The 22,062-nt window shown below is 41.9% G+C and carries 21 protein-coding genes and 2 tRNA genes; 1 reads left to right on the top strand and 22 read right to left on the bottom strand.

The window, feature by feature from the left end; genetic code table 11:
• Positions 1-7 precede the first annotated feature (7 nt).
• The 10 genes from nusA to rlmE form a co-directional block, all read right to left on the bottom strand.
• Complete coding sequence (gene nusA, locus OHT75_RS05440; protein WP_264725452.1) at positions 8-1,507, bottom strand: transcription termination factor NusA; 1,500 nt, start codon at positions 1,505-1,507, stop codon at positions 8-10.
• Positions 1,508-1,538: 31 nt separating this feature from the next.
• Positions 1,539-1,994 carry a ribosome maturation factor RimP gene (gene rimP / locus OHT75_RS05435; protein ID WP_264725451.1) on the bottom strand — a complete coding sequence of 152 codons (456 nt, stop codon included), beginning with the start codon at positions 1,992-1,994 and terminating at the stop codon, positions 1,539-1,541.
• Between the two features lie 160 nt (positions 1,995-2,154).
• Positions 2,155-2,231 (bottom strand) — tRNA-Met (locus OHT75_RS05430).
• A gap of 83 nt (positions 2,232-2,314) precedes the next feature.
• Positions 2,315-2,401 (bottom strand) — tRNA-Leu (locus OHT75_RS05425).
• A gap of 10 nt (positions 2,402-2,411) precedes the next feature.
• On the bottom strand, positions 2,412-2,747 hold the full coding sequence (gene secG / locus OHT75_RS05420; protein ID WP_264725450.1) for a preprotein translocase subunit SecG: 336 nt from the start codon (positions 2,745-2,747) through the stop codon (positions 2,412-2,414).
• Positions 2,748-2,752: 5 nt separating this feature from the next.
• Positions 2,753-3,535: a triose-phosphate isomerase gene (tpiA, locus tag OHT75_RS05415; protein WP_188840567.1), complete on the bottom strand. Its 783-nt coding sequence runs from the start codon at positions 3,533-3,535 to the stop codon at positions 2,753-2,755.
• Between the two features lie 149 nt (positions 3,536-3,684).
• The gene (glmM, locus tag OHT75_RS05410; protein WP_264725448.1) at positions 3,685-5,022 is read right to left on the bottom strand and encodes a phosphoglucosamine mutase; all 1,338 of its coding nucleotides are present in this window, start codon (positions 5,020-5,022) and stop codon (positions 3,685-3,687) included.
• A 46-nt stretch (positions 5,023-5,068) separates the two neighbouring features.
• The gene (folP, locus tag OHT75_RS05405; protein WP_264725447.1) at positions 5,069-5,914 is read right to left on the bottom strand and encodes a dihydropteroate synthase; all 846 of its coding nucleotides are present in this window, start codon (positions 5,912-5,914) and stop codon (positions 5,069-5,071) included.
• A gap of 76 nt (positions 5,915-5,990) precedes the next feature.
• Positions 5,991-7,952 carry an ATP-dependent zinc metalloprotease FtsH gene (ftsH, locus tag OHT75_RS05400; protein WP_319803626.1) on the bottom strand — a complete coding sequence of 654 codons (1,962 nt, stop codon included), beginning with the start codon at positions 7,950-7,952 and terminating at the stop codon, positions 5,991-5,993.
• Between the two features lie 46 nt (positions 7,953-7,998).
• Entirely contained in the window at positions 7,999-8,628 is a 630-nt protein-coding gene (gene rlmE, locus OHT75_RS05395; protein WP_264725444.1) for a 23S rRNA (uridine(2552)-2'-O)-methyltransferase RlmE, read from the bottom strand.
• 90 nt (positions 8,629-8,718) lie between these two features.
• Between rlmE and yhbY the strand changes: the two genes are divergently transcribed.
• Entirely contained in the window at positions 8,719-9,018 is a 300-nt protein-coding gene (gene yhbY, locus OHT75_RS05390; protein WP_264725443.1) for a ribosome assembly RNA-binding protein YhbY, read from the top strand.
• 112 nt (positions 9,019-9,130) lie between these two features.
• Here yhbY and greA read toward each other — a convergent pair whose 3' ends face one another.
• The 12 genes from greA to OHT75_RS05330 form a co-directional block, all read right to left on the bottom strand.
• The gene (gene greA, locus OHT75_RS05385; protein WP_264725441.1) at positions 9,131-9,607 is read right to left on the bottom strand and encodes a transcription elongation factor GreA; all 477 of its coding nucleotides are present in this window, start codon (positions 9,605-9,607) and stop codon (positions 9,131-9,133) included.
• Positions 9,608-9,872: 265 nt separating this feature from the next.
• The gene (gene nqrM / locus OHT75_RS05380) at positions 9,873-10,094 is read right to left on the bottom strand and encodes a (Na+)-NQR maturation NqrM (protein ID WP_188840560.1); all 222 of its coding nucleotides are present in this window, start codon (positions 10,092-10,094) and stop codon (positions 9,873-9,875) included.
• Between the two features lie 25 nt (positions 10,095-10,119).
• Positions 10,120-11,100, bottom strand: coding sequence for an FAD:protein FMN transferase (locus OHT75_RS05375; RefSeq protein WP_406681975.1), 981 nt, complete (start codon positions 11,098-11,100; stop codon positions 10,120-10,122).
• A gap of 127 nt (positions 11,101-11,227) precedes the next feature.
• Entirely contained in the window at positions 11,228-12,475 is a 1,248-nt protein-coding gene (gene nqrF / locus OHT75_RS05370; RefSeq protein ID WP_264725439.1) for an NADH:ubiquinone reductase (Na(+)-transporting) subunit F, read from the bottom strand.
• A gap of 47 nt (positions 12,476-12,522) precedes the next feature.
• Positions 12,523-13,131, bottom strand: coding sequence for an NADH:ubiquinone reductase (Na(+)-transporting) subunit E (gene nqrE / locus OHT75_RS05365; protein WP_188840557.1), 609 nt, complete (start codon positions 13,129-13,131; stop codon positions 12,523-12,525).
• Between the two features lie 5 nt (positions 13,132-13,136).
• Positions 13,137-13,769 (bottom strand): NADH:ubiquinone reductase (Na(+)-transporting) subunit D, encoded by a 633-nt coding sequence (locus OHT75_RS05360; RefSeq protein ID WP_167675837.1) that lies wholly within the window; start codon positions 13,767-13,769, stop codon positions 13,137-13,139.
• A complete protein-coding gene (locus OHT75_RS05355; RefSeq protein WP_264725438.1) occupies positions 13,769-14,563 on the bottom strand; it encodes a Na(+)-translocating NADH-quinone reductase subunit C in 795 nt (264 codons plus the stop codon). The genes OHT75_RS05360 and OHT75_RS05355 overlap by 1 nt, the downstream gene beginning before the upstream one ends.
• The gene (locus tag OHT75_RS05350; protein ID WP_264725437.1) at positions 14,556-15,755 is read right to left on the bottom strand and encodes an NADH:ubiquinone reductase (Na(+)-transporting) subunit B; all 1,200 of its coding nucleotides are present in this window, start codon (positions 15,753-15,755) and stop codon (positions 14,556-14,558) included. The genes OHT75_RS05355 and OHT75_RS05350 overlap by 8 nt, the downstream gene beginning before the upstream one ends.
• On the bottom strand, positions 15,755-17,089 hold the full coding sequence (locus tag OHT75_RS05345; protein WP_264725436.1) for a Na(+)-translocating NADH-quinone reductase subunit A: 1,335 nt from the start codon (positions 17,087-17,089) through the stop codon (positions 15,755-15,757). Before OHT75_RS05345 ends, OHT75_RS05350 begins: the two co-directional genes overlap by 1 nt.
• 481 nt (positions 17,090-17,570) lie before the next feature.
• Positions 17,571-19,640 (bottom strand): TonB-dependent receptor, encoded by a 2,070-nt coding sequence (locus OHT75_RS05340; protein ID WP_264725435.1) that lies wholly within the window; start codon positions 19,638-19,640, stop codon positions 17,571-17,573.
• 253 nt (positions 19,641-19,893) lie between these two features.
• Positions 19,894-20,403, bottom strand: a complete 510-nt coding sequence (luxS, locus tag OHT75_RS05335) for an S-ribosylhomocysteine lyase (protein WP_264725434.1) — start codon at positions 20,401-20,403, stop codon at positions 19,894-19,896.
• Between the two features lie 518 nt (positions 20,404-20,921).
• Positions 20,922-21,983: a TRAP transporter substrate-binding protein gene (locus tag OHT75_RS05330; RefSeq protein WP_406681974.1), complete on the bottom strand. Its 1,062-nt coding sequence runs from the start codon at positions 21,981-21,983 to the stop codon at positions 20,922-20,924.
• Positions 21,984-22,062 lie beyond the last annotated feature (79 nt).

The raw sequence follows: 22,062 nt of genomic DNA, 5'->3' as shown, positions 1-22,062 counted from the left end.
GATCGACTTATGCTTCTTCGCCAAACCAACAGATATTGCGGGCTGCCATGATGAGCTCACCTGCTTTTTCTTCTGTCAATTCTTCTATCTCGATTAAATCATCGATACCTTGCTCGGCAAGGTCTTCCAATGTCACTACACCTTTACTTGCTAAAACAAAAGCAAGGTGAGTTTCTAAACCTTCAAGCGCTAATAAGTCTTCACTTGGATGCGCACCATCTAATGCTTCTTCAGAAGCCAGTGCACGAGTAGAAATCGCCGCTTTCGCACGCTCACGTAACGAGGCAACAATATCTTCATCAAATCCGTCAATTGCTAATAACTCTGCTTCAGGTACGTAAGCGATTTCTTCTAACGAAGTAAATCCTTCTTCCGCTAATACTGATGCAAAATCTTCATCTACATCTAAAGAAGCAACGAATAAATCAATTACCTTGGCACTTTCTGCCTGGTGCTTCTTATTCATGTCTTCTACTGTCATTACATTTAATTCCCAACCGGTAAGTTGAGTGGCTAAACGTACGTTTTGGCCATTACGACCGATAGCTTGTGCTAGGCTGTCTGCTTCAACAGCGATATCCATAGAATGGTTATCTTCATCAACGATGATCGACGCCACATCGGCAGGTGCCATTGCGTTAATCACATATTGCGCTGGATTATCATCCCACAGTACGATATCAACACGCTCACCACCAAGTTCATTTGAAACGGCTTGAACACGTGCACCACGCATACCAACACATGCACCAATTGGATCAATACGGCGATCATTTGACTTCACCGCAATTTTGGCGCGAGCACCTGGATCACGCGCAGCGCCCATTACTTCGATTAATTCATCGTAAATTTCTGGCACTTCAACGCGAAAAAGCTCAATCAACATTTCTGGCTTGCTGCGTGTTAGGAAGATTTGAGCTCCGCGCGCTTCAGGACGGACGGCATAAAGTAATGCACGCACTCGGTCACCAGGACGGAACGACTCACGACTGATTAAATCTTCTTTAAATAACACGCCATCTGCATTGTTACCTAAATCAACGACCACATTTTCGCGGGTACTTTTCTTAACAACACCAGTAACAATCTCACCTTCACGCTCAATAAATTGTTCAACAATTTGAGCACGCTCAGCTTCACGTACTTTTTGTACGATCACTTGTTTAGCGGTTTGAGTAGTAATACGGTCAAATACCACTGATTCGATCTCGTCTTCTACATAATCGCCCGGTTGTAATTCAGGATTTTCATAACGGGCTGCTTCAAGGGTGATTTCGCTGTATGGGTTTTCCAACGCTTCACCGTTATCATCAACCACCATCCAACGACGGAAAGTGTCGTAGTGGCCCGTTTTACGATCGATTGCAACACGAACTTCGATATCGCCTTCGTATTTTTTCTTGGTTGCTGTAGCAAGCGCAATTTCTAACGCTTCAAAAATTTTCTCACGCGGAACCGCTTTCTCATTTGAAACCGCTTCTGCTACTAGCAGGATCTCTTTATTCATTTGGTCTAGCCTCGTTCTTCACCTGAAACTATTAAAATTTTGCGATGATGTTGCCTTTGCGGATATTATCCAAAGCAACAACCAAGTCTTTACCATCTACTTTGATTGTCAGCATTTGACCTTCAACCTTAGTAATGGCGCCTTTTAAATTACGACTGCCTGCAACAGGCATAGTCAATTGTACTTTTGCATCTTCGCCGATATATGCCGCATATTGCTGAGCATTAAATAGCGGTCTGTCTACACCAGGGGAAGATACTTCGAGTGTAAATTCTGTAGAAATTGGGTCTTCAACATCCAGTACCGCACTTACTTGACGACTCACCTCGGCACAATCTTCAATGTTGATCCCATTTTCGTGATCAATGAAAACGCGTACAATTGAGTGTTTGCCAGCCTGAACATATTCAATGCCCCAAAGCTGAAAACCAAGTGCTTCAACTGGTACAGCTAACATCTCTACCAATCTTGATTCTAGTGTTGCCAAAAATGACCCCCAAAAAAACAAAAAAAGGGCTAAAAGCCCCTATCAAATCCGCCTTAAATCACGGAATATCAAAAGTCCATATAACAAAAAACCCCGTAATTACGAGGCTATTTTGTTATAGAACCTGTATCTGTTATCTAAAAAACAAATAACAGGGAGCTGGTTGCGGGAGCCGGATTTGAACCGACGACCTTCGGGTTATGAGCCCGACGAGCTACCAAACTGCTCCATCCCGCGTCAACTGAGTGCAAGTATATTGACTTACGTCTTAGCTTGCAATAACTATTCAGGAAAATCCATCTAACTGAACATTTTTTAACTGGTGCCGAGAGCGGGACTTGAACCCGCACGTCCGTTAGGACACAGCCACCTCAAGGCTGCGCGTCTACCAATTCCACCACCTCGGCTTATCTGGTATTAGTCAGGAATCTTAGTTTCTGACTGTTGTTCTACAGCAGGCGCATCATCAATGATTTGCTCTGCAGCAGAACCTAAATCGTTCCACTTGTCTTCGGCTTTGTTATGGTTAGCACTTAAGTTACCAATAATTAAACTTAACGCGAAGAAAGCGATAGCTAAAATGGCTGTGCTGCGGGTCAAAAAATTACCTGAACCACTTGAACCAAATAACGTACCTGACGCACCTGCGCCAAAAGACGCGCCCATATCGGCGCCTTTACCTTGCTGAATAAGAATTAGCCCAACCAGGCCAATTGCTACCACCAAGTAAACAACTATAAGAACTTCGTACATAATAATTACGCGCTCATTGCTATGGAACATAAACTTAGGAATTCTGACGAATTTAAGCTAGCTCCGCCAATCAGTCCACCATCAACATCAGGTTGGGCGAAGATATCTGCCGCATTACTCGGCGTAACACTCCCACCATATAAAATCCTGATATTTTCTCCAATAAATGGAGACACTTCAGAGAGGCGATTGCGAATAAACGCATGAACTTCTTGCGCCTGCTCTGGAGTTGCGCTTTTACCTGTTCCTACGGCCCAAAGTGGTTCGTAGGCGATAATTGCATTATCAAAAGCCATAGTGCCATTTTTTTCAATGACGATATCCAGTTCTTCAGCAATCACTTCAAAAGTACGTCTTGCTTCACGCGCTGGACCTGATTCACCCACACATAAAATAGGTGTCAAACCATGCTTTTGAGCTGCAGCAAATTTCTCTGCTACTATGTTACTCGTCTCTCCGTACATACGGCGACGTTCGGAATGGCCGATAATCACATACCGACATCCTGAATCTTTAAGCATCTGCCCAGATATTTCACCGGTATACGCACCAAAATCATGTTGACTAAGATTTTGAGCGCCCATTCTTACAAGCGCACCATCTAAGGTTTGCTTATTAGACTCAAGCAGTTGCCTTACACTTTCAAGATAAATTGAAGGCGGGCATAAAACCACTTCAGCTGAATCATTTTGCAGCTTCGAAGCAAACTTCTTGAATAACTCTTGGGCTAATGCCGAATTGCCATTCATTTTCCAGTTGCCAGCTACCATAGGTCGTCTGAGTGCCATCACGGTCTCCTCTGAAAGCGGCGTGAATAATAGCGAACCACTTATCAAGTTACAATAGGTAATAGATGAATATTTACAATAAGCTGTCGAAGTGGTTAATTTTCATCCCAGCGACAGCATAAATAAAATATGACGATTTATGTTTAACGCTAACAGGCCTGTTTTACCGCATCAGCAATTTTATTGGCAAACGCTAAAACTTGATCGTGGTCATCACCTTCGACCATAACGCGGATTAGAGGTTCTGTACCTGACTTTCTTAACAACACCCGCCCTCGTACACCTAATTGCTGCTCCACATAAGCTTGGGCTGATTTAACCGCATCTGAATCTAATGGGTTATCGCTTCCTTCAAATCTGACGTTAACTAATACTTGCGGTAACATTTTCATTGGTTCGGTAAGCGACTCTAAGCTTGCATCTTGCCTGCGCATCGCTGCTAGAACCAAAATACCGGCAATAATACCATCACCTGTTGTGCCATGATCTAAGTTGAGAATGTGACCCGAGTTTTCACCACCAATACGCCATTCATGTTGCTTTAACAGCTCCATCACGTAGCGGTCTCCGACATTAGAACGCACAAAAGGAATATCCAACTCTTGCAAGGCAAGATCAAGCCCTAAGTTAGACATCAATGTACCGACAACGCCGCCTTTTAATACTCCGCGTCTTTGTGCATCTACAGCCAAAATGTAAAGAATTTGATCACCATCAATCACTTCGCCACGTCGATTAACCATCATAATACGGTCACCGTCACCGTCCAATGCAATACCAAGATCAGCATTTTCGGCTAATACGGTTTCACAAATCTTTGCCATTGATGTTGCACCAACTTTATCGTTGATGTTCATACCATCGGGTTTGTCACCAATTGCAACAACCTCAGCGCCTAGCTCACGAAAAACGCTAGGGGCAATATGATATGTTGCGCCGTGGGCACAATCGACGACAATTTTAAGGCCTGTAAGCGTATGTTCTGCAGGAAAATTACCTTTGCAGTATTCAATATATCTGCCAGCGGCATCATCAATTCGACGCGCTTTACCGAGTAAATGTGACTCAACACAAATCAAAGGTTTTTCTAGTTCGGCTTCAATTTCTAATTCAATCGCATCATCAAGCTTACTGCCATCAGTTGAGAAAAATTTAATGCCGTTATCATAATAAGGGTTATGTGATGCGCTGATCACCACGCCAGCTTCGGCTCGAAATGTACGCGTTAAATAGGCCACCGCAGGTGTAGGCATAGGGCCAAGCAGTAACACATTTAGGCCAGCTGCCGATAATCCCGCTTCTAGGGCGGATTCAAATAAATATCCTGAGATACGTGTATCTTTACCGATAATCACTTTTTTTGTACCAGAGCGAGATAATACTCTTCCAGCAGCCCAACCCAACTTTAACGCTAGCTCGGGTGTCATTTTACCTGAACCGACCTTGCCTCGAATGCCATCAGTTCCAAAAAATTGTCTTTGTTTCACATTTCCCCACTTAAGTGATTTCACTCAGGTTGTTCTTTAATGTAGATTAGCCGACATGCTGTTTATATTTGCACATCTGTGCCATCACCTTCAGTACATCGACGGTTTCGGGCACGTCATGTACGCGTAGAATATGAGCACCTTGCTGTGCCGCAATTAATGCACCGGCTAGGCTGCCAGCAAGACGGTCGGTAGTCGACCGTTTTAACAAATCACCAATCATACTTTTTCGTGACAAACCAATTAATAGTGGTAAGTCAAACTGATGAAATGCCGTTAATCCAGCTAATAGCTGGTAATTATGCGCCAAAGTTTTACCAAAGCCAAAGCCTGGATCCAATATTATCTGGCTTCTTGTGATCCCAGCAGCCTCACAGGCGGAAATTCGTTGTTCAAAGAAGGAAACTACATCCGATAAAACATCTTGATATTCAGGCGAATTTTGCATTGTCTTGGGTTGACCTTGCATGTGCATCAGGCATACAGGTACATTTAAGTTTGCAGCCATGGCCAAAGCGCCCGGCAATTGCAACGCTCGGACATCATTTATAATATTAGCCCCAGCAGTTACTGCCTGTTTCATCACTTCTGGCTTGCTGGTATCTATCGAAATCCATACATCATGCTTTGATGATATATATTTGATAATAGGTATCACTCTCTCCAGTTCCTGCTCAACTGTGACTTCAGCAGCGCCTGGCCGAGTGGACTCACCACCAATATCGATGATTTGTGCGCCTTGTTCGATTATATGGTCTACGTGCTGACACGCACTCTCGAAAAGGTCGTACTTGCCACCGTCAGAAAAAGAATCTGGAGTGACATTAACAATCCCCATCACTACTGGTTGAGACAGATCTAATTGTTTCTCACCATGCGTTAATTTGAACATGATTTTGTAACCCGTAATTTTTATTCATTAAAACAAGAAAACCCCTTTCGGGGTTTTCTTTATTACTCAAATCAGCTTATTTAGCAGGTGATTCGTCAGTGTTTAATTCATCTTTTTTGGATGCATCATCGGCACTTGACACCACATCGTCGGATTTATCTGCTGCTTGAGGTTTGCCATTGCCTTTATCGTCTGATGAGTCATCAATTTGCCAATCTGCTGGCTGACGAACTTCACGACGATTCATTAAATCGTCAATCTGTAACGAGTCAATGGTTTCAAACTTCATCAATGCATCTTTCATTGCATGCAAGATATCAAGGTTGTCAGTCAGGATCTGCTGAGCGCGTTGGTAGTTTTTATCAATAAAAACTTTGATTTCTGAATCAATTAACGCTGCCGTGTCGCCAGACATTCCCTTTGCTTTACCCATACTGCGCCCAAGGAAAACTTCACCTTCTTCTTCAGCATACAATAATGGCCCCAATTTATCAGAGAAGCCCCATTGGGTAACCATATTACGCGCTATAGAAGTGGCATATTTAATATCTTGAGAAGCACCAGTAGACACTTTCTCGCTACCGTAAATCAGCTCTTCAGCTAAACGTCCACCATAAGCTACCGAGATTTGCGACTCTAACTTACGACGACTTTGGCTAACGGCGTCAGCTTCAGGTAAAAAGAAAGTTACACCCAATGCGCGGCCACGAGGAATAATCGTCACTTTGTGCACAGGATCATGTTCAGGTACTAAGCAACCCACAATTGCATGGCCAGCTTCATGATATGCGGTCATTTCTTTCTCTGCTTCAGACATCACCATTGAGCGACGTTCTGCACCCATCATGATTTTATCTTTTGCACGTTCAAACTCCTCCATGCCAACCATTCTACGATTGCCACGGGCAGCAAACAGTGCAGCTTCGTTGACTAAGTTAGCTAAGTCCGCGCCAGAAAAACCTGGTGTACCACGTGCAATTACACTTGCTTTAACATCATCTGATAAAGGCACTTTACGCATATGCACTTTAAGAATTTGTTCACGGCCACGAACATCAGGTAAGCCGACTACCACTTGACGGTCAAAACGACCTGGGCGCAATAGGGCTGAGTCAAGTACGTCTGGACGGTTAGTCGCAGCGATCACAATGACACCTTCATTACCTTCAAAACCATCCATTTCAACCAGCATTTGGTTTAATGTTTGCTCGCGTTCATCATGGCCACCGCCTAAACCGGCACCACGTTGACGACCGACTGCATCAATTTCATCAATAAAAATAATGCATGGTGCTGACTTTTTAGCTTGTTCAAACATGTCGCGCACGCGAGATGCACCGACACCAACGAACATTTCAACAAAGTCTGAACCTGAGATGGTAAAGAAAGGCACTTTTGATTCACCAGCAATGGCTTTCGCAAGTAAGGTTTTACCTGTACCTGGAGGACCTACCATTAACACACCAGTAGGAATGCGGCCACCAAGTTTCTGGAACTTTGTTGGATCACGTAAATAATCAACTAACTCTTTAACTTCCTCTTTTGCTTCATCACAACCTGCAACGTCAACAAAAGTGGTTTTAATTTGGTCTTCGCTCATCAACTTGGCTTTACTTTTACCAAATGACATTGCGCCTTTGCCGCCACCGCCTTGCATCTGACGCATGAAGAAAATCCATACCCCAATAAGCAGTAACATTGGGAACCATGAAATGAAGATTTGGGTCAAGAAACTTGACTCTTCTGCTTCTTGGCCTTTCATAGAGATACCTTTACGGTCAAGATCATTAATTAAATCTTGATCATACATAGGCATGATTGTCGTGAATTTTTCACCTGTACGTTTTGTTCCTTCAATCGTACGTTGGTCACTTTTAATCTCAACAGTATTAATTTGACCATCGCGAACATTATCAAGGAATGCGGAATAATCCATCTTCTGCGAGTTCGAAGAAGTGGGGGAATAACCCTGAAATACAGACATCAGCACAACAGCGATGACGACCCAGAGTATTAAATTTTTTGCCATGTCACTCAAATTATTAGACCTCTATTACAGTCTTGCGATAATGGATATTAGACTACTACAACTTGTAACCAGTCGCCACTAAATAGACTTCTCTAGAACGCGGTCTAGAAGAGTCAGGTTTACGGGTTTTTACTACTTTAAATGCCTCTTTAACCGACTTCATATAATCGTCAAACCCCTCCCCCTGAAAGACTTTGACGGCAAAGCAGCCGTTGGGCGCCAGTACTTGATGGCACATGTCTAACGCTAACTCAACTAAATACATAGCTCGTGGTTGGTCAACAACATCTGCGCCACTCATGTTAGGTGCCATATCGGATAGTACCACATCCACTTTATCTTCACCTACACGACTAAGCAAAGCTTCAAGTACTTTTTCTTCTCTAAAATCACCCTGCAGGAAATCCACGCCCACTATTGGATCCATTGGTAAAATGTCACAGGCGATAACTTTTCCCTTATCACCAGCCAATTTAACCGCAACTTGCGACCATCCACCAGGAGCTGCGCCCAAATCGACCACTGTCATTCCGGGTTTAATTAATTGATCTTTTTGCTGAATTTCCTCTAACTTAAATGCAGCTCTAGAGCGCATCCCTCTTTTTTGAGCTAATTTTACATAATGATCATCAAAGTGTTCTTGCATCCAACGACTCGAACTGGCCGTACGTTTTTTAGCTACCATTGAAATTCCGCAACGATTGAGAGTTACATGAAGAGTATATAAGGGTAGAATAGCTGTTTTTCAACAGTAACTCAGCAAAAGTTGGTATAAATGAACTTAACAACCAAACAAAAACAGCATCTAAAAGGATTGGCGCACAATTTAAAGCCAGTTGTGATGCTTGGTGCCAATGGTTTGACTGAAGGTGTTCTGGCTGAAATTGATAGCGCTCTTAATCATCACGAATTGATCAAAGTGAAAGTAGCCTCTTCTGATAGAGAACTTAAAAATGCCATCGTTGACGCCATTATACGTGAAACTCAGTCTACGAAAGTGCAAACTATCGGCCACATTCTGGTTATTTTCCGTCAATCGCCAGAAATGAAGATTGCACTCCCAAAAGCTAAATAATCTTATCGATAAAAGGCTTATGTATCAGCTAATTTTTGAATTATTTAGTAACAAAAAACCACTGCCAAGGCAGTGGTTTTTTTATGGCTTACACGATAGTCATTTATCGCAGCTAGAGATATTCAACAGAAATGATTTCGTAATCAGTGATGCCACCTGGGGTAGCAATACCCACTTCATCACCTTCATTCTTGCCTATTAAACCACGGGCAATTGGTGAGTTAACTGAAATTAAGTTTTGCTTAATATCTGCTTCGTCGTCTCCGACAATGCGGTACGTGACTTCGGCATCGGTTTCTAGATTCAAAATGGCAACGGTAGCGCCAAAAATAACCCGACCAGTATTTTCGATTTTTGTGACATCGATGATTTGTGCATTAGACAATTTGCCTTCAATATCACGAATACGCGCTTCACAAATCCCTTGCTCTTCACGTGCGGCATGGTATTCAGCGTTTTCTTTTAAATCACCAAGCTCACGAGCGGATGCAATTGCTTCAGTAATTTTAGGGCGACGATCAAACTTTAAGATTTCTAATTCTTTACGTAATTGATCAGCACCAACAACGGTCATTGGAACTTTATTCATGTTAAGCGATCTCCATAAAACAAAAGCATCCCGTGCCGATAGATTATCAACACAATTAAAATTGGTTTGGAATGACTTACTTTACTAACTTACAAGTAATTCGACAGGGACATACACAGATAATGGCAACAGCTTACCTAAGCTTTAGCTGACTTGCTAGTCAGATAAGTAAAAATGCTGCCTATCAAAGCAAATAAACAAAACAACCCACTTGAAAAGTGGGCTGCAAAAATTCAAACGTATTAAAATGACAAGAAACAGAATGTTAGATAATGCGATTTTGCGCTAACTTTTCACGGCGTTCTTCTTCAGCCATTCGGCGTTTACGCTTGTCACAAGGATCATCACAATCACATGCTTTTTCGATGCCCAACACACCTAAACCGCCACAGCTTCCTTCCACCGCTTTTTTCTTAACAATATAACCAATTGACATCAATACGAAAAAAACTAATAACACCACAAATGTCGCTATTAACTCGCTCATTTTGGACTCCAGTTTAATGGATGGTTTATTCAAGATAAGGCTTGAAGGCCTCACTGTAATAGACCTGATAACCCTGTTCCTGCTTTTCAATCAGCATTATTGCTAAATTTTGCTCTTTGGCAAGTGCTAATGATGCTTCAGTCCCAAGTACCATCATAGCTGTTGCATAACCATCTGCTGTCATTGAGCTTTTGTGCAATACTGTTGCTGAAGCTAATTTATGCTTAATCGGATAACCGCTTCGTGGGTCTATTAAATGAGAAAAACGTTCGCCATTTTCTTCATGATAAATACGATAGTCACCTGATGTCGCGAGGGCCATTGTATCAAGTTGAATGACTTGCTGCACCTCTTGACCATCTTCAGTCGGTTTTTCAACCGCTATCCGCCATTGACTACCATCAGATTTATGGCCTTTAACGCTAATTTCACCACCGATTTCAACTAAATAGCCTGACACCTGATACTTGTCTAATAAGCTGGCAATTTTATCAACCCCAAATCCTTTAGCAATTGATGATAAATCGACATATAAATCTGCATTATCTTTGATAAGTCGATTCCCATCTATTGTCAGCTCTGATATCCCTGTTTTGGCTTTAGCCGCTTCAATCGCCTCTGGCGATGGAGATGTGATCGGGCGTTTATCGGGACCAAAGCCCCAAAGATTGATGAGGGGGCCTAAAGTAATGTCCAAGGCTCCATTTGTAACCTCGTGTAATCGAATAGCCTCTTTAACTACTGTCAAAGTATCAGCTGAGACTTCCGTTCCTTGCCTTATCTGTAGTTGATTAAAGCGTGACAACTCAGAATTCGGTCGATAGGTAGACATTTGATTATTGACAATTTCAAGTGCCATATCAATTTCGGCTTGTAGCAAATTGGCTTCGGGTAATTGTTCATTGTTTACCACAGTGATGTGATACGTGGTGCCCATTGTTTTACCGGCTAACTGTAAAGTTGCTTCAGGCTGAGAACAGGCAGTGATAAGGTTTATCACTGCCATAAAAATAACGCTACGAAGTAAATTAACCATAATGCTCTATTTCTTTAAAACAAAAATTGCAGTCGTATTAACGAACTGCAATTTATAAAAAATTAAGGTGCTGTAATAGCACCTTAATTTAATGAATTTAACCGCCGAAGTCATCTAATAAGATGTTTTCATCTTCTACGCCTAAATCTTTTAACATCGCAATCACCGCGGCGTTCATCATTGGAGGTCCACACATATAGAACTCACAATCTTCTGGCGCCTCATGGTCGCGTAGGTAGTTTTCATATAATACGTTATGAATAAAACCCGTATAACCCGTCCAGTTATCTTCAGCTTGTGGGTCTGATAATGCGACATGCCATTGGAAGTTTTCATTTTCAGCCGCAAGGCCGTCAAAATCTTCCACATAGAACATTTCACGCTTAGAGCGCGCACCGTACCAAAAGCTCATCTTACGCTTTGAATTAAGACGCTTAAGTTGGTCAAATATGTGCGAACGCATAGGTGCCATACCAGCACCACCACCGACAAATACCATTTCTGCATCAGTATCTTTTGCGAAGAACTCGCCAAACGGACCTGAAATTGTCACTTTATCACCGGCTTTTAAGCTCCAGATGAAAGATGACATCTTACCGCAAGGTAAGCTCAAATTCCTTGGTGGTGGCGTTGCAATACGCACGTTTAGCATAATAATGCCAAACTCTTCAGGGTAGTTAGCCATTGAGTATGCACGAATGGTTTCTTCGTCTACTTTAGATTCTAACTTGAAGAAACCAAAGTGCTCCCAGTCACCACGATATTTTTCAGGAACATCAAAATCGGCATATTTTACATGATGGGCAGGTGCTTCAATCTGAATATAACCACCCGCACGGAAAGGCACAGATTCACCATCAGGAATTTGTAACTTAAGCTCTTTAATGAAAGTGGCTTTGTTATCGTTAGAAATAACTTCACATTCCCACTTTTTGATGCCGAAGATTTCTTCTTCAAGCTCAATTTCCATGTCGGTTTTAACGTTAACTTGACAAGCTAAACGACAACCCTGGCGAGCTTCGCCTTTGCTAATGTGATCAAGTTCGGTAGGAAGGATATCACCACCACCCGATTTAATATGTACACGACACTGACCGCAAGAGCCACCGCCACCACATGCACTTGATACGAAAATACCGCTGTCAGCTAATGCACCAAGTAACTTGCCACCTGCGCCTGTTTTAATTGCTTTGTCAGCATCACCATTAATACCAATGGTGATATCACCGCTCGCAACCAGTTTCGATTTAGCGAATAAAATCACTAAAACCAACACGAGTACGATAACGGTAAACATACTCACACCTAGATAAACATCTATTGGAGTAGATTCAAGAATACCCATTCACTTATTCCTTAAAGGTTCAAATTAATGCTTCGTCACAGCGTTTCTTATAAAGAAACGCCTGAGAACGACATGAAACCTAGAGCCATAAGACCTGCGGTAACGAAGGTAATACCTAAGCCACGTAGACCGTTTGGCACATCAGAATACTTCATTTTCTCACGGATACCCGCTAACAATACGATTGCTAACGCCCAACCGATCCCTGAGCCAATACCAAACACTACGCTTTCGCCTAGGTTATAGTCTCGCTCAACCATAAATGATACTGCACCGAAAATTGCACAGTTAACAGTAATCAATGGTAAGAAGATACCTAACGCATTGTATAAAGGTGGAAAGTACTTATCTAAAGTCATTTCCAAAATTTGTACTAGCGCTGCAATTACACCAATAAAGGTAATAAACTTCAAAAAGCTTAAGTCTGCTTCTGGAACACCAGCCCAAGCCAGTGCGCCAGGTGCAAGTAAACCCTGATAGATAATTTGGTTAGCAGGTACTGAAATGGCCAAAACCACAATAACCGCTACACCCAAACCCATCGAGGTGGTCACTTTTTTAGACACAGCTAAGAAGGTACACATACCCAAGAAGAAGGCTAATGCCATGTTCTCAATGAATATTGAACGAATTAATAAACTAATATAATGTTCCATTCTGCTTACCCTTTTGCTTCTACTTGCTCTGGCTTATAAGTACGGATCATCCAGATTAAACCACCAATCAAGAAGAACGCACTTGGTGGAAGTAGTAATAAACCATTTGGTTGATACCAGCCACCGTCAGAGATTTTGCTGAGGATTTCAATACCGAATAATGAACCGTTACCGAATAACTCGCGAATGAAGCCTACTGATAATAAGATTGCACCGTAACCTAAACCGTTACCGATACCATCCATAAAACTCATCATTGGCGGTGTTTTCATTGCATAAGCTTCAGCACGACCCATTACGATACAGTTAGTAATAATCAGACCGACGAATACAGATAGCTGTTTTGCAATATCATAAGCATAAGCTTGTAATACTTGGTCTACGACGATTACTAAAGATGCAATAACGGTCATTTGAACAATGATACGAACACTGCTAGGAATGTGATTACGCAACAGCGAAATAAACAAGTTAGAAAACGCAGTCACAACCGTCAATGCTAATGTCATGACGATTGCGGTTTCCATTTTAGCGGTAACAGCTAACGCACTACATACACCCAAAATTTGCAGAGCAATCGGGTTGTTATTGATGATTGGTCCGGTTAGAACCTGCTTCAGTTCTTTAGTATTAGCCATTAGCTAAGTCCTCCATTGCGTGCTTTTTCAATAAAGCGTGCAAAACCTTCTTCACCTAACCAGAATGTTAATGAATGTTGAACACCATTACTGGTTAACGTTGCACCAGATAATGCATCAACACCATGAACAGAAGCTGCTACGGTAGGTATTTTAGTCACTTGAATAGCTAAGTCACCATTCTCATCGTAAAGTTTCTTACCTTCCCACTTAGCAATCCACTGTGGATTTTGAACTTCACCGCCTAGACCTGGTGTTTCACCAGAACCGGTAAAGTCATAATACACAAGGCTACGAATGGTATTCATATCCGCTTCTACGGCGAGAAATGCAAACATAGTTGACCACAAACCATATCCTTTAACAGGAATAATCACAGTCTGTAGTTGTTTGTTATCATCTTTAATTAAATAAACAACACCCGTTTTTGCAACACGCTTAACCGAGGCAATGTCGTGCTGCGGCTTGAATGATGTTTCAGGAGTACGAGCGGCTTTTTCAACATCAAAAGTATCCGCATTACCTTCAACAAAGTCACCGGTTTTTAAATCAACAAGGCGAGCTTCAACATACTTATTGTATGTTTCGATAATGGTTTTCTTTTCAAGCTTGCCTGATTTAGTATTCACTAAACCTGCCGCTTCAAGAATGTACTTTTGCTTATCTAAAAGCTTATTCTCTTGCTGTGTTGGCTTAAGTAAAACGGCTGCTGTTGACACGAACATTGAGCAGACAAAGCAAAGACCAATCACAACAAATAATGTTTTTCCAAACGAATCTTTATTACTAGCCACGAGCGATCCTCCGTTTGATATTTGCTTGAACGACGAAGTGGTCAAATAATGGCGCAAATAAGTTAGCAAATAAAATCGCTAACATCATACCTTCAGGGAATGCTGGGTTAATCACACGGATAAACACCACCATTGCACCAATTAGGATGCCATAGGCCCACTTTGCAGAGTTAGTAAATGACGCTGACACTGGGTCTGTTGCCATAAACATCATACCGAAAGCAAAACCACCTAGTACCAAGTGCCAATGCCATGGCATTGCAAACATTGGATTAGTGTCGCTACCAATAACATTTAATAACGTTGCGATTGAAGCCATACCAATCATCACACCACCCACAATGCGCCATGAAGCGATGCGAGTATAAATGATGACTAAACCACCTAATAAGATAGCAAAAGTAGAAACTTCACCAACAGAACCAGGAATAAAGCCCATAAAGGCATCAATCCAAGTTGCGTTGTTGGCGTAATCAAACGTACCTTGAGCAGCTTGGCTTAATGCTGTTGCGCCAGAGTAACCGTCAGCAACAACCCACGTAGTATCACCTGACATGCTTAAAGGATAAGCAAAGAATAGGAATGCACGACCCGCTAGTGCTGGGTTTAGGAAGTTTCGGCCAGTACCACCAAAGATTTCTTTAGCAACAACGACACCAAAGGTAATACCTAAAGCCACCATCCATAAAGGAATTGTTGCTGGTAAAGTTAATGCAAACAGTACTGAGGTAACAAAGAAACCTTCGTTAACTTCATGACCGCGGACGGAGGCAAATAACACTTCCCAGAAACCACCAACAACAAATGTCACTGCGTAGATAGGTAAGAAGAAACATGCGCCGTACCACATCAAAGATGCAATACCTGAGTCAGCAGTTAACTGAGCACCAAATAATTCAAATAATCCAACTTGCCAAACATCAGGTGTGCCAAAACCAGCAGCTAATGCTACTTGTGCTTGTAAGCCCACGTTGTACATACCAAAAAACATCGCTGGAAATGTACATGCCCAAACCGTAATCATCATACGTTTTAGATCGATGTTGTCACGAACATGGGTTCTACCCTTGTTCACTTTACCTGGAGTATAAAATACAGTGGCAGCCGCTTCATAAAGGGCATACCACTTCTCGTATTTGCCGCCTTTTTCAAATTGCGGTTCAATACGCTCGATAAAATCTTTCAAGCTCATTAGCCTTCCCTCTCGATCGTATCTAAACAGTCACGTAGATATGAGCCATAGTCATACTTACCTGGACATACGAAAGTACATAACGCCAAGTCTTCTTCATCTAACTCAAGAGCACCAAGTGTCACCGCACCATCATAATCACCTGACACTAAGTCACGTAATAACATGGTTGGAAGAATATCTAATGGCATGACACGTTCATAGTTACCAATGGGTACCATCGCGCGGTCAGAGCCACCCGTGCTGGTTGTCATTGGGAATAAACGAGAAGGGCTTAAGTGACCTAAGAATGCACGAGTAATAGAGAACTTATTTGCACCAGGCATTGCCCAACCAAATAATTCTTTTTCGTAACCTTCTTCAACTAAGCTAACTTGCGCGTGGTAACGACCTAAATACGCGTGTGGGCCTTTAGCTTCACGTCCATTTAATACCGAACCCGAAATAACCCGAACGTTACCTTCTTGCACTTCATTCGATGTTAACTCAGCAATGCTTGCGCCGATTTGAGTTCTCACCAAACGAGGTTGTTTTGCTTTAGGGCCTGCGATGGCAATAACACGCTCAGTGTTTAATACACCTTGAGTGAATAATTGACCAATTGCGATAACATCCTGATAGCCAATATGCCAAACACTGCGCTTAGCAGAAGCAGGCAGAATATTATGGATGTGAGTGCCAACAAGTCCTGCAGGGTGTTTACCAGCAAACTCTGCCACTTCGGCGTTTTCACTAGGTATATCAGCGCCCGGTGCTTTACATAGATACACTTTACCTTCGGTTAAACGTGCAAGCACTTTTAAACCATTAGCAAAATCTTCTTTATGTTCAGCAATGACTACCACAGGATCGGCAGCAAGGGGTTGAGTATCGATGGCGGTAACGAAAATACCTTGCGTTGTAGCATCAACGGCAGGCACTTTGCTAAATGGGCGCGTACGTAAAGCAGTCCACAAACCTGATTCAATCAGATTATCGCGAACAACTTGCGCGTCTAACGTGTTTAATGCACCAGCATCATATTGAGTAAACGCAACGCTATCGTCACCTTCCACTGCAATAACAACTGACTGAAGCACACGTTTTGCACCTCGATTAATTTCTAAAATAGTACCACTGGCTAAAGCTGTATATTTAACACCTAAATTCTTTTTATCTTCAAAAAGAACTTGGCCTTTTTGTACTTTATCGCCCACTTTAATTTTCATCGTTGGACGTAAGCCAATATACTCTTCACCCAAAGTAGCTAAATGTTTAATGGCTGGGCCATTATGGATAACTTGCTCTGGTCCGCCTGCTATAGGCAGTTCCAATCCTTTCTTAATTGTAATCATATCCACAAGCACTACGTTTGAAGGAAAGACAATGCGCCACGTTCCGCTGCAAAAACAATGTGTTAACAAACACACTATTATTGAGCTAGCGCAGGTTTAACACGGAAATGCGATCGTAATCACGCTGGTCGCGCGCATTTTACCCCAAATATGAGACTATCGCCACGAAAATAATAGGTGTTTTCAAACCAATGCACTAACTTTGCCCCCTGAAGAATGACAAAGCAGAGTGTGGCGTTACAACCCATAGAAAATAGCGTGGAGGCACCGTGCGAACAAAACTATAGCATTAATTTTTAAAGAAATATTTTTGAAAGGGATTTTTTTTAAAATGAGAAGTAATAATTAAAGCCCTCACCAAACGGCCAAGAACATTAACATTTTTTAAACACAAGCAGATTATTTATCAATTAGAACAAGCTTTACCATTAAATGCACAGGCTAGCTTTACGCACTAACACTAGCCTGTTTTTTGCAGGAATTAAAAGTGACCTTGATAACCTAGGAATGTTGTTAATTCGGTTTGCTGTAACATGCCCATTTGATCGTTTTTAGCGACTAAATCTTCATCGAGTAAATTTTCAACACGCACATAAAATTCATGTGCAGGCGTCATTTGATACTTTGCAGCCAAATCGATTTTAATTTGAGAATCAACACCATAATTACCTGGCGTCAATGTACTGCCTGTTTCTGACTGATAAAGACCATTCGCAACAAGGCTAAATTGCCCCATCACTACACCAATACTGGCACTTAGTTGCTGCTCTGGTACCCAAGGTAGCTGTTCACCGTCCACATAGCATCCAACAAGGATGTCACAATTCGATTGGCCAAATTCAGCTTGGCTGTAGGTATAAGCTAACGACATCGGCAGCGAAACACTCTCAAATGTCATATTGTAATCAAGGTTTACATCAACACCATTAACAGAAACATCTTTTAAATTCATCTGGGCGGCATCTTGAAAAGGTAAGCAGTTCATGCCCCACTGGCATGTGACATGTTGATTGTCATAATCATGCATATAGGTGCTTAAACCTGCAACAAATGCCCCTTGCTGGTATTGCAATGCTAACTGATATTGCAACGCCTCTTGTGCACGTTGTTGGCTATTTCCAGCAGATGCTGCAGTCCAAGCTTGCTTGGCACTTAAAGCAAAAAGCCATGCATCATTTTTATAAGCCACCTCAATAGCAGGTAACCAACCGTCATCGGAAAAATCTGCCGCTGTCATTAAGTCGGTATTATTGCCAAGCTCTCGAGTCACGCTCACATGCTCATAACCCAGACCGATATTGACTGACCAAGCATCATAGTTAAGTTTGGTATTAACAGAAGATGTAATCGCATCTGCTTTATCCGTATAATCAGAAATGCCATAACGATTATCTTGTGAGGCTAAGTTTAGGTTTTCATCAAGAAAATAATCTAATTGGCCCACTTTCATTTCAGCTTTATCACTGTGATACCTTGCCTGGTAAGTCACCTCATGGGCACCATACATACTGATCCCTTTGGTCTGGACGCCAAAGCCATCAAAATCGTTATCTGGTATTGCGGTATTCGTTATTAAACCTTGAGCGGTTGGGGTATTCTCAAAATCAGAGAGTTGCTGCAGCAATTGACGATTAATTAATTGATCATCAACAAACAATGTCTCCTGCCCTCCCTGAGAAAAGCTCTGATAATAAAAGTCAGTAAACATTGTTGAGCCGCTTAAATTAACTTGGTGCGCCAAGGCGTAGCGTTGACGCTTGCCTTTTTCATGATCTAATTGTGTTGCGGCGTAGCGGCTACTAGGTGAAAGTGAAAAATCGTTTTCAGACAGGCCAACTCTGCTGTTATCTAGTTTGGTGTCCGTAAAGTGGTAACTGAATTCTGTTTTTTGCGGATTGCGCGCGCCCGCTAAGCTGGCAGCATTGATTTTAAAGAGGATATCGGTTTTTTCATATTTGTTATCAAATCGGGTTTTAAATCCAGCATCATCTTCACTTTTTTGATAATCCACCCCCAAGAGCATGCCATATTCTTTAGTTTTACCACTGACAATTAACCCACCAGCAGGAGAACCATCGTCATCTGTTTCAATATTGATAATAACATCAGTGTCATTAGCGCCGATGGCAGCAGTAGTGAAATCAAGTGTACCAAAGGAGCCTTGACCACCTTGACTTACATTCGTTTGCTTGTGGCTTGAAACGGAAGATTGAAAAAACAAATTAGGCAAAGAAACAAGATTTTGAGCAGAATAAGGTGCTGCAGAATAAAAAATGTTGTCTTGCATCACCGCAACGCCGTTGGTCGCACCGCGAATTGAGATAACGTTATCAGCATTAGCGATATTGGGGTGAACAGTAACCCCTGTTTGAGCAAGTAAGTTGGACGATTGACGATAATGAAATAAGGAGACATCAGCCTGCCCCATGTCGATATGGGAGTTTTTCGCCTCAAATGACTCCGTAACGGTATCCGCCATACTTGGGAAGCTACTTAGAATAAACACCACAGCGGACGCTACCATTGAAACGCGAAAAGAGCGATCAGACATAAAAATCTCCATATTCTATCTTGGCTTTGTAAAATTACGGCTTAATGATGAGATGTTTACAATAACGGTTTTATCGATATAAAAATAGCACTATCAACAAAGGATTAACAATTAGGTAACAGTCTGAATTAATCGATTTTTGATAAAACGTTATTTATAAAAGTTTAACCCTCGACTCAATGTATTTGTTAAAAATAATGTTTCAGGTACAAAAAAAGCGGCAACATGCCGCTTTTTGAATACGCCAATAAAATCAGAGTGAACCTAAAATCTCACCACTCAGTGCAAGGTCATCATTTTTATTGACACTTACGCCTGCTGCTATGATGTTTTTGGCAATATCTTGTGCTTGCTCAAGAGAATGCATCTCATAGGTACCACACTGATATTCGTTTAACTCAGGAATATCTTTTTGTTGAGTGACTTTTAATACATCTTCCATTGCCGCCAACCAAGCATTGGCAACATCTTGTTCTGACGGTTGACCAATCAGGCTCATATAAAAGCCGGTACGACAGCCCATGGGGGAAATATCAATAATCTCGACACTGTCTCCGTTTAGATGATCGCGCATAAAACCCGCAAATAAATGCTCAAGGGTGTGAATACCTCGCTCACTTAATATCTCTTTATTTGGTGCGCAAAAACGTAAATCGAACACAGTAATCGTGTCACCTTTCGGTGTGCTCATATGTTTAGCTACTCTTACTGCAGGCGCATTCATACGGGTATGGTCTACGGTAAAACTGTCTAATAACGGCATGGTTCTCTCCCAAAAATGGATACGTTTACAGGTTAGAATATTCACAAACGTATATAACGGTATATGGCGCTATAGTAACATTAACATTCACCAACTCTCTAGGACGTGTTTATCTTTGTTAATACATTATGCAGTAGGCAATTTTTTTAGGGCTGTTGAACCTCAGTACGAGTTACACACAGCTAAAGTCATATTTAATCTCCGCGCAAGATAATAAACACTTAGCAAACAGCACCTTGTCATGCTAACCGCGTTCATTAACGTGCAATAGACCTGCTATTGACGTGTAATTACGCCTTGTTTTCAAAACAAATGATAAGTTTGCAACACAATAAGCTCTATCTGCTAAATTGTGCCTACTGAGCCCATCTCTTAACCTGAATTGAGCTTATTTCGCTGAAGAGATCAACATGCTCAAAGCAAAGTAGTGAGGACGAGCCTCGCTATGCACATTAGAAATATAATGACTTTTATTCATTTATTGATAGTGAAAACAGCACGAAAACAACCCAAATCCACTAGGAACTGGTCATTTCTGCGAATGTATTTTCAGTATATTGAAAATAGCGTTTCACTTGCTTCTCGTTTTCTAAATAAGCTTTGAGTACCTTTTTGAACATAGGATCTTTTTCGGCTTCAGCATATAACACAGTATCTCTGGCACTTTTAAGTTGGGCAATGACCGCTTCAGGAAAACGTTTCAATTGCACATTATGCTGATTAATTAAAATCGCTAGTGCCTCTATATGCCCTTGGGTGTAATCATCTAACATATCTTGATTAACGGCTCTTGCCGCAGTGATAATAATTTGCTGCAAATCATCAGGGAGGGCTAAAAAGGCTTGCTGATTCACCATAAACTCCATATTTGAGCCTGGTTCGTGCCATCCGGGATAATAATAAAACTTAGCGACCTGATAGAGACCAAGAGGCAAATCATTGTATGGCCCAACCCATTCAGCCGCATCGATAGCGCCAGTTTTTAAGGCACCATAAAGCTCTCGACCAGCAAGCTCTTCAACTGGAACACCACCGACTTGTTTTAATACTTCACCACCAATACCAGGCAATCGCATTTTAAGACCGCTTAAATCTTCAATCGAATTAATTGGGCGATTAAACCAACCACCCATTTGCATACCTGTATTACCTCCAGCCAGCGGAATGATACCAAATGGCTGGTAAACCTCTTGCCATAGCTCCATACCACCACCGTGATATAACCAAGCATTCATTTGTTGCGCATTCAAACCAAAGGGTATAGATGAAAAAAACTGTGCAGCGGGCGCTTTCCCTTTCCAGTAATACGATGCGCTATGCCCCATTTGCACTTTACCTTCACTCACACCATCAAATACCGACAATGCAGGCATTAATTCGCCGGCGCCATAAACACTTATATGCAAACGGCCATTGGACATGCGGTTGACCTTCTGAGCAAAGTTTTCTGAAGCCATCCCTAAGCCGGGTAAATTTTTAGGCCACGATGTTGCCAATCGCCACTCGATAACAGGAGATGAATTTTCAATCACGGTAACGGGTTGAGGTGCATGGGGTTCACAAGCTTGAAGCAGTGACACCAACGTAAGCGGTCAATAAACCCCACATACCAATAATACTCACGCTTTAATATAGTACCTTTTTCACCGGAGGTACTAT

This window comes from Shewanella subflava, from assembly GCF_025971955.1.
GTDB classification, from domain to species: domain Bacteria; phylum Pseudomonadota; class Gammaproteobacteria; order Enterobacterales; family Shewanellaceae; genus Shewanella; species Shewanella subflava.
This window is presented reverse-complemented; position numbering and strand designations above follow the sequence as displayed.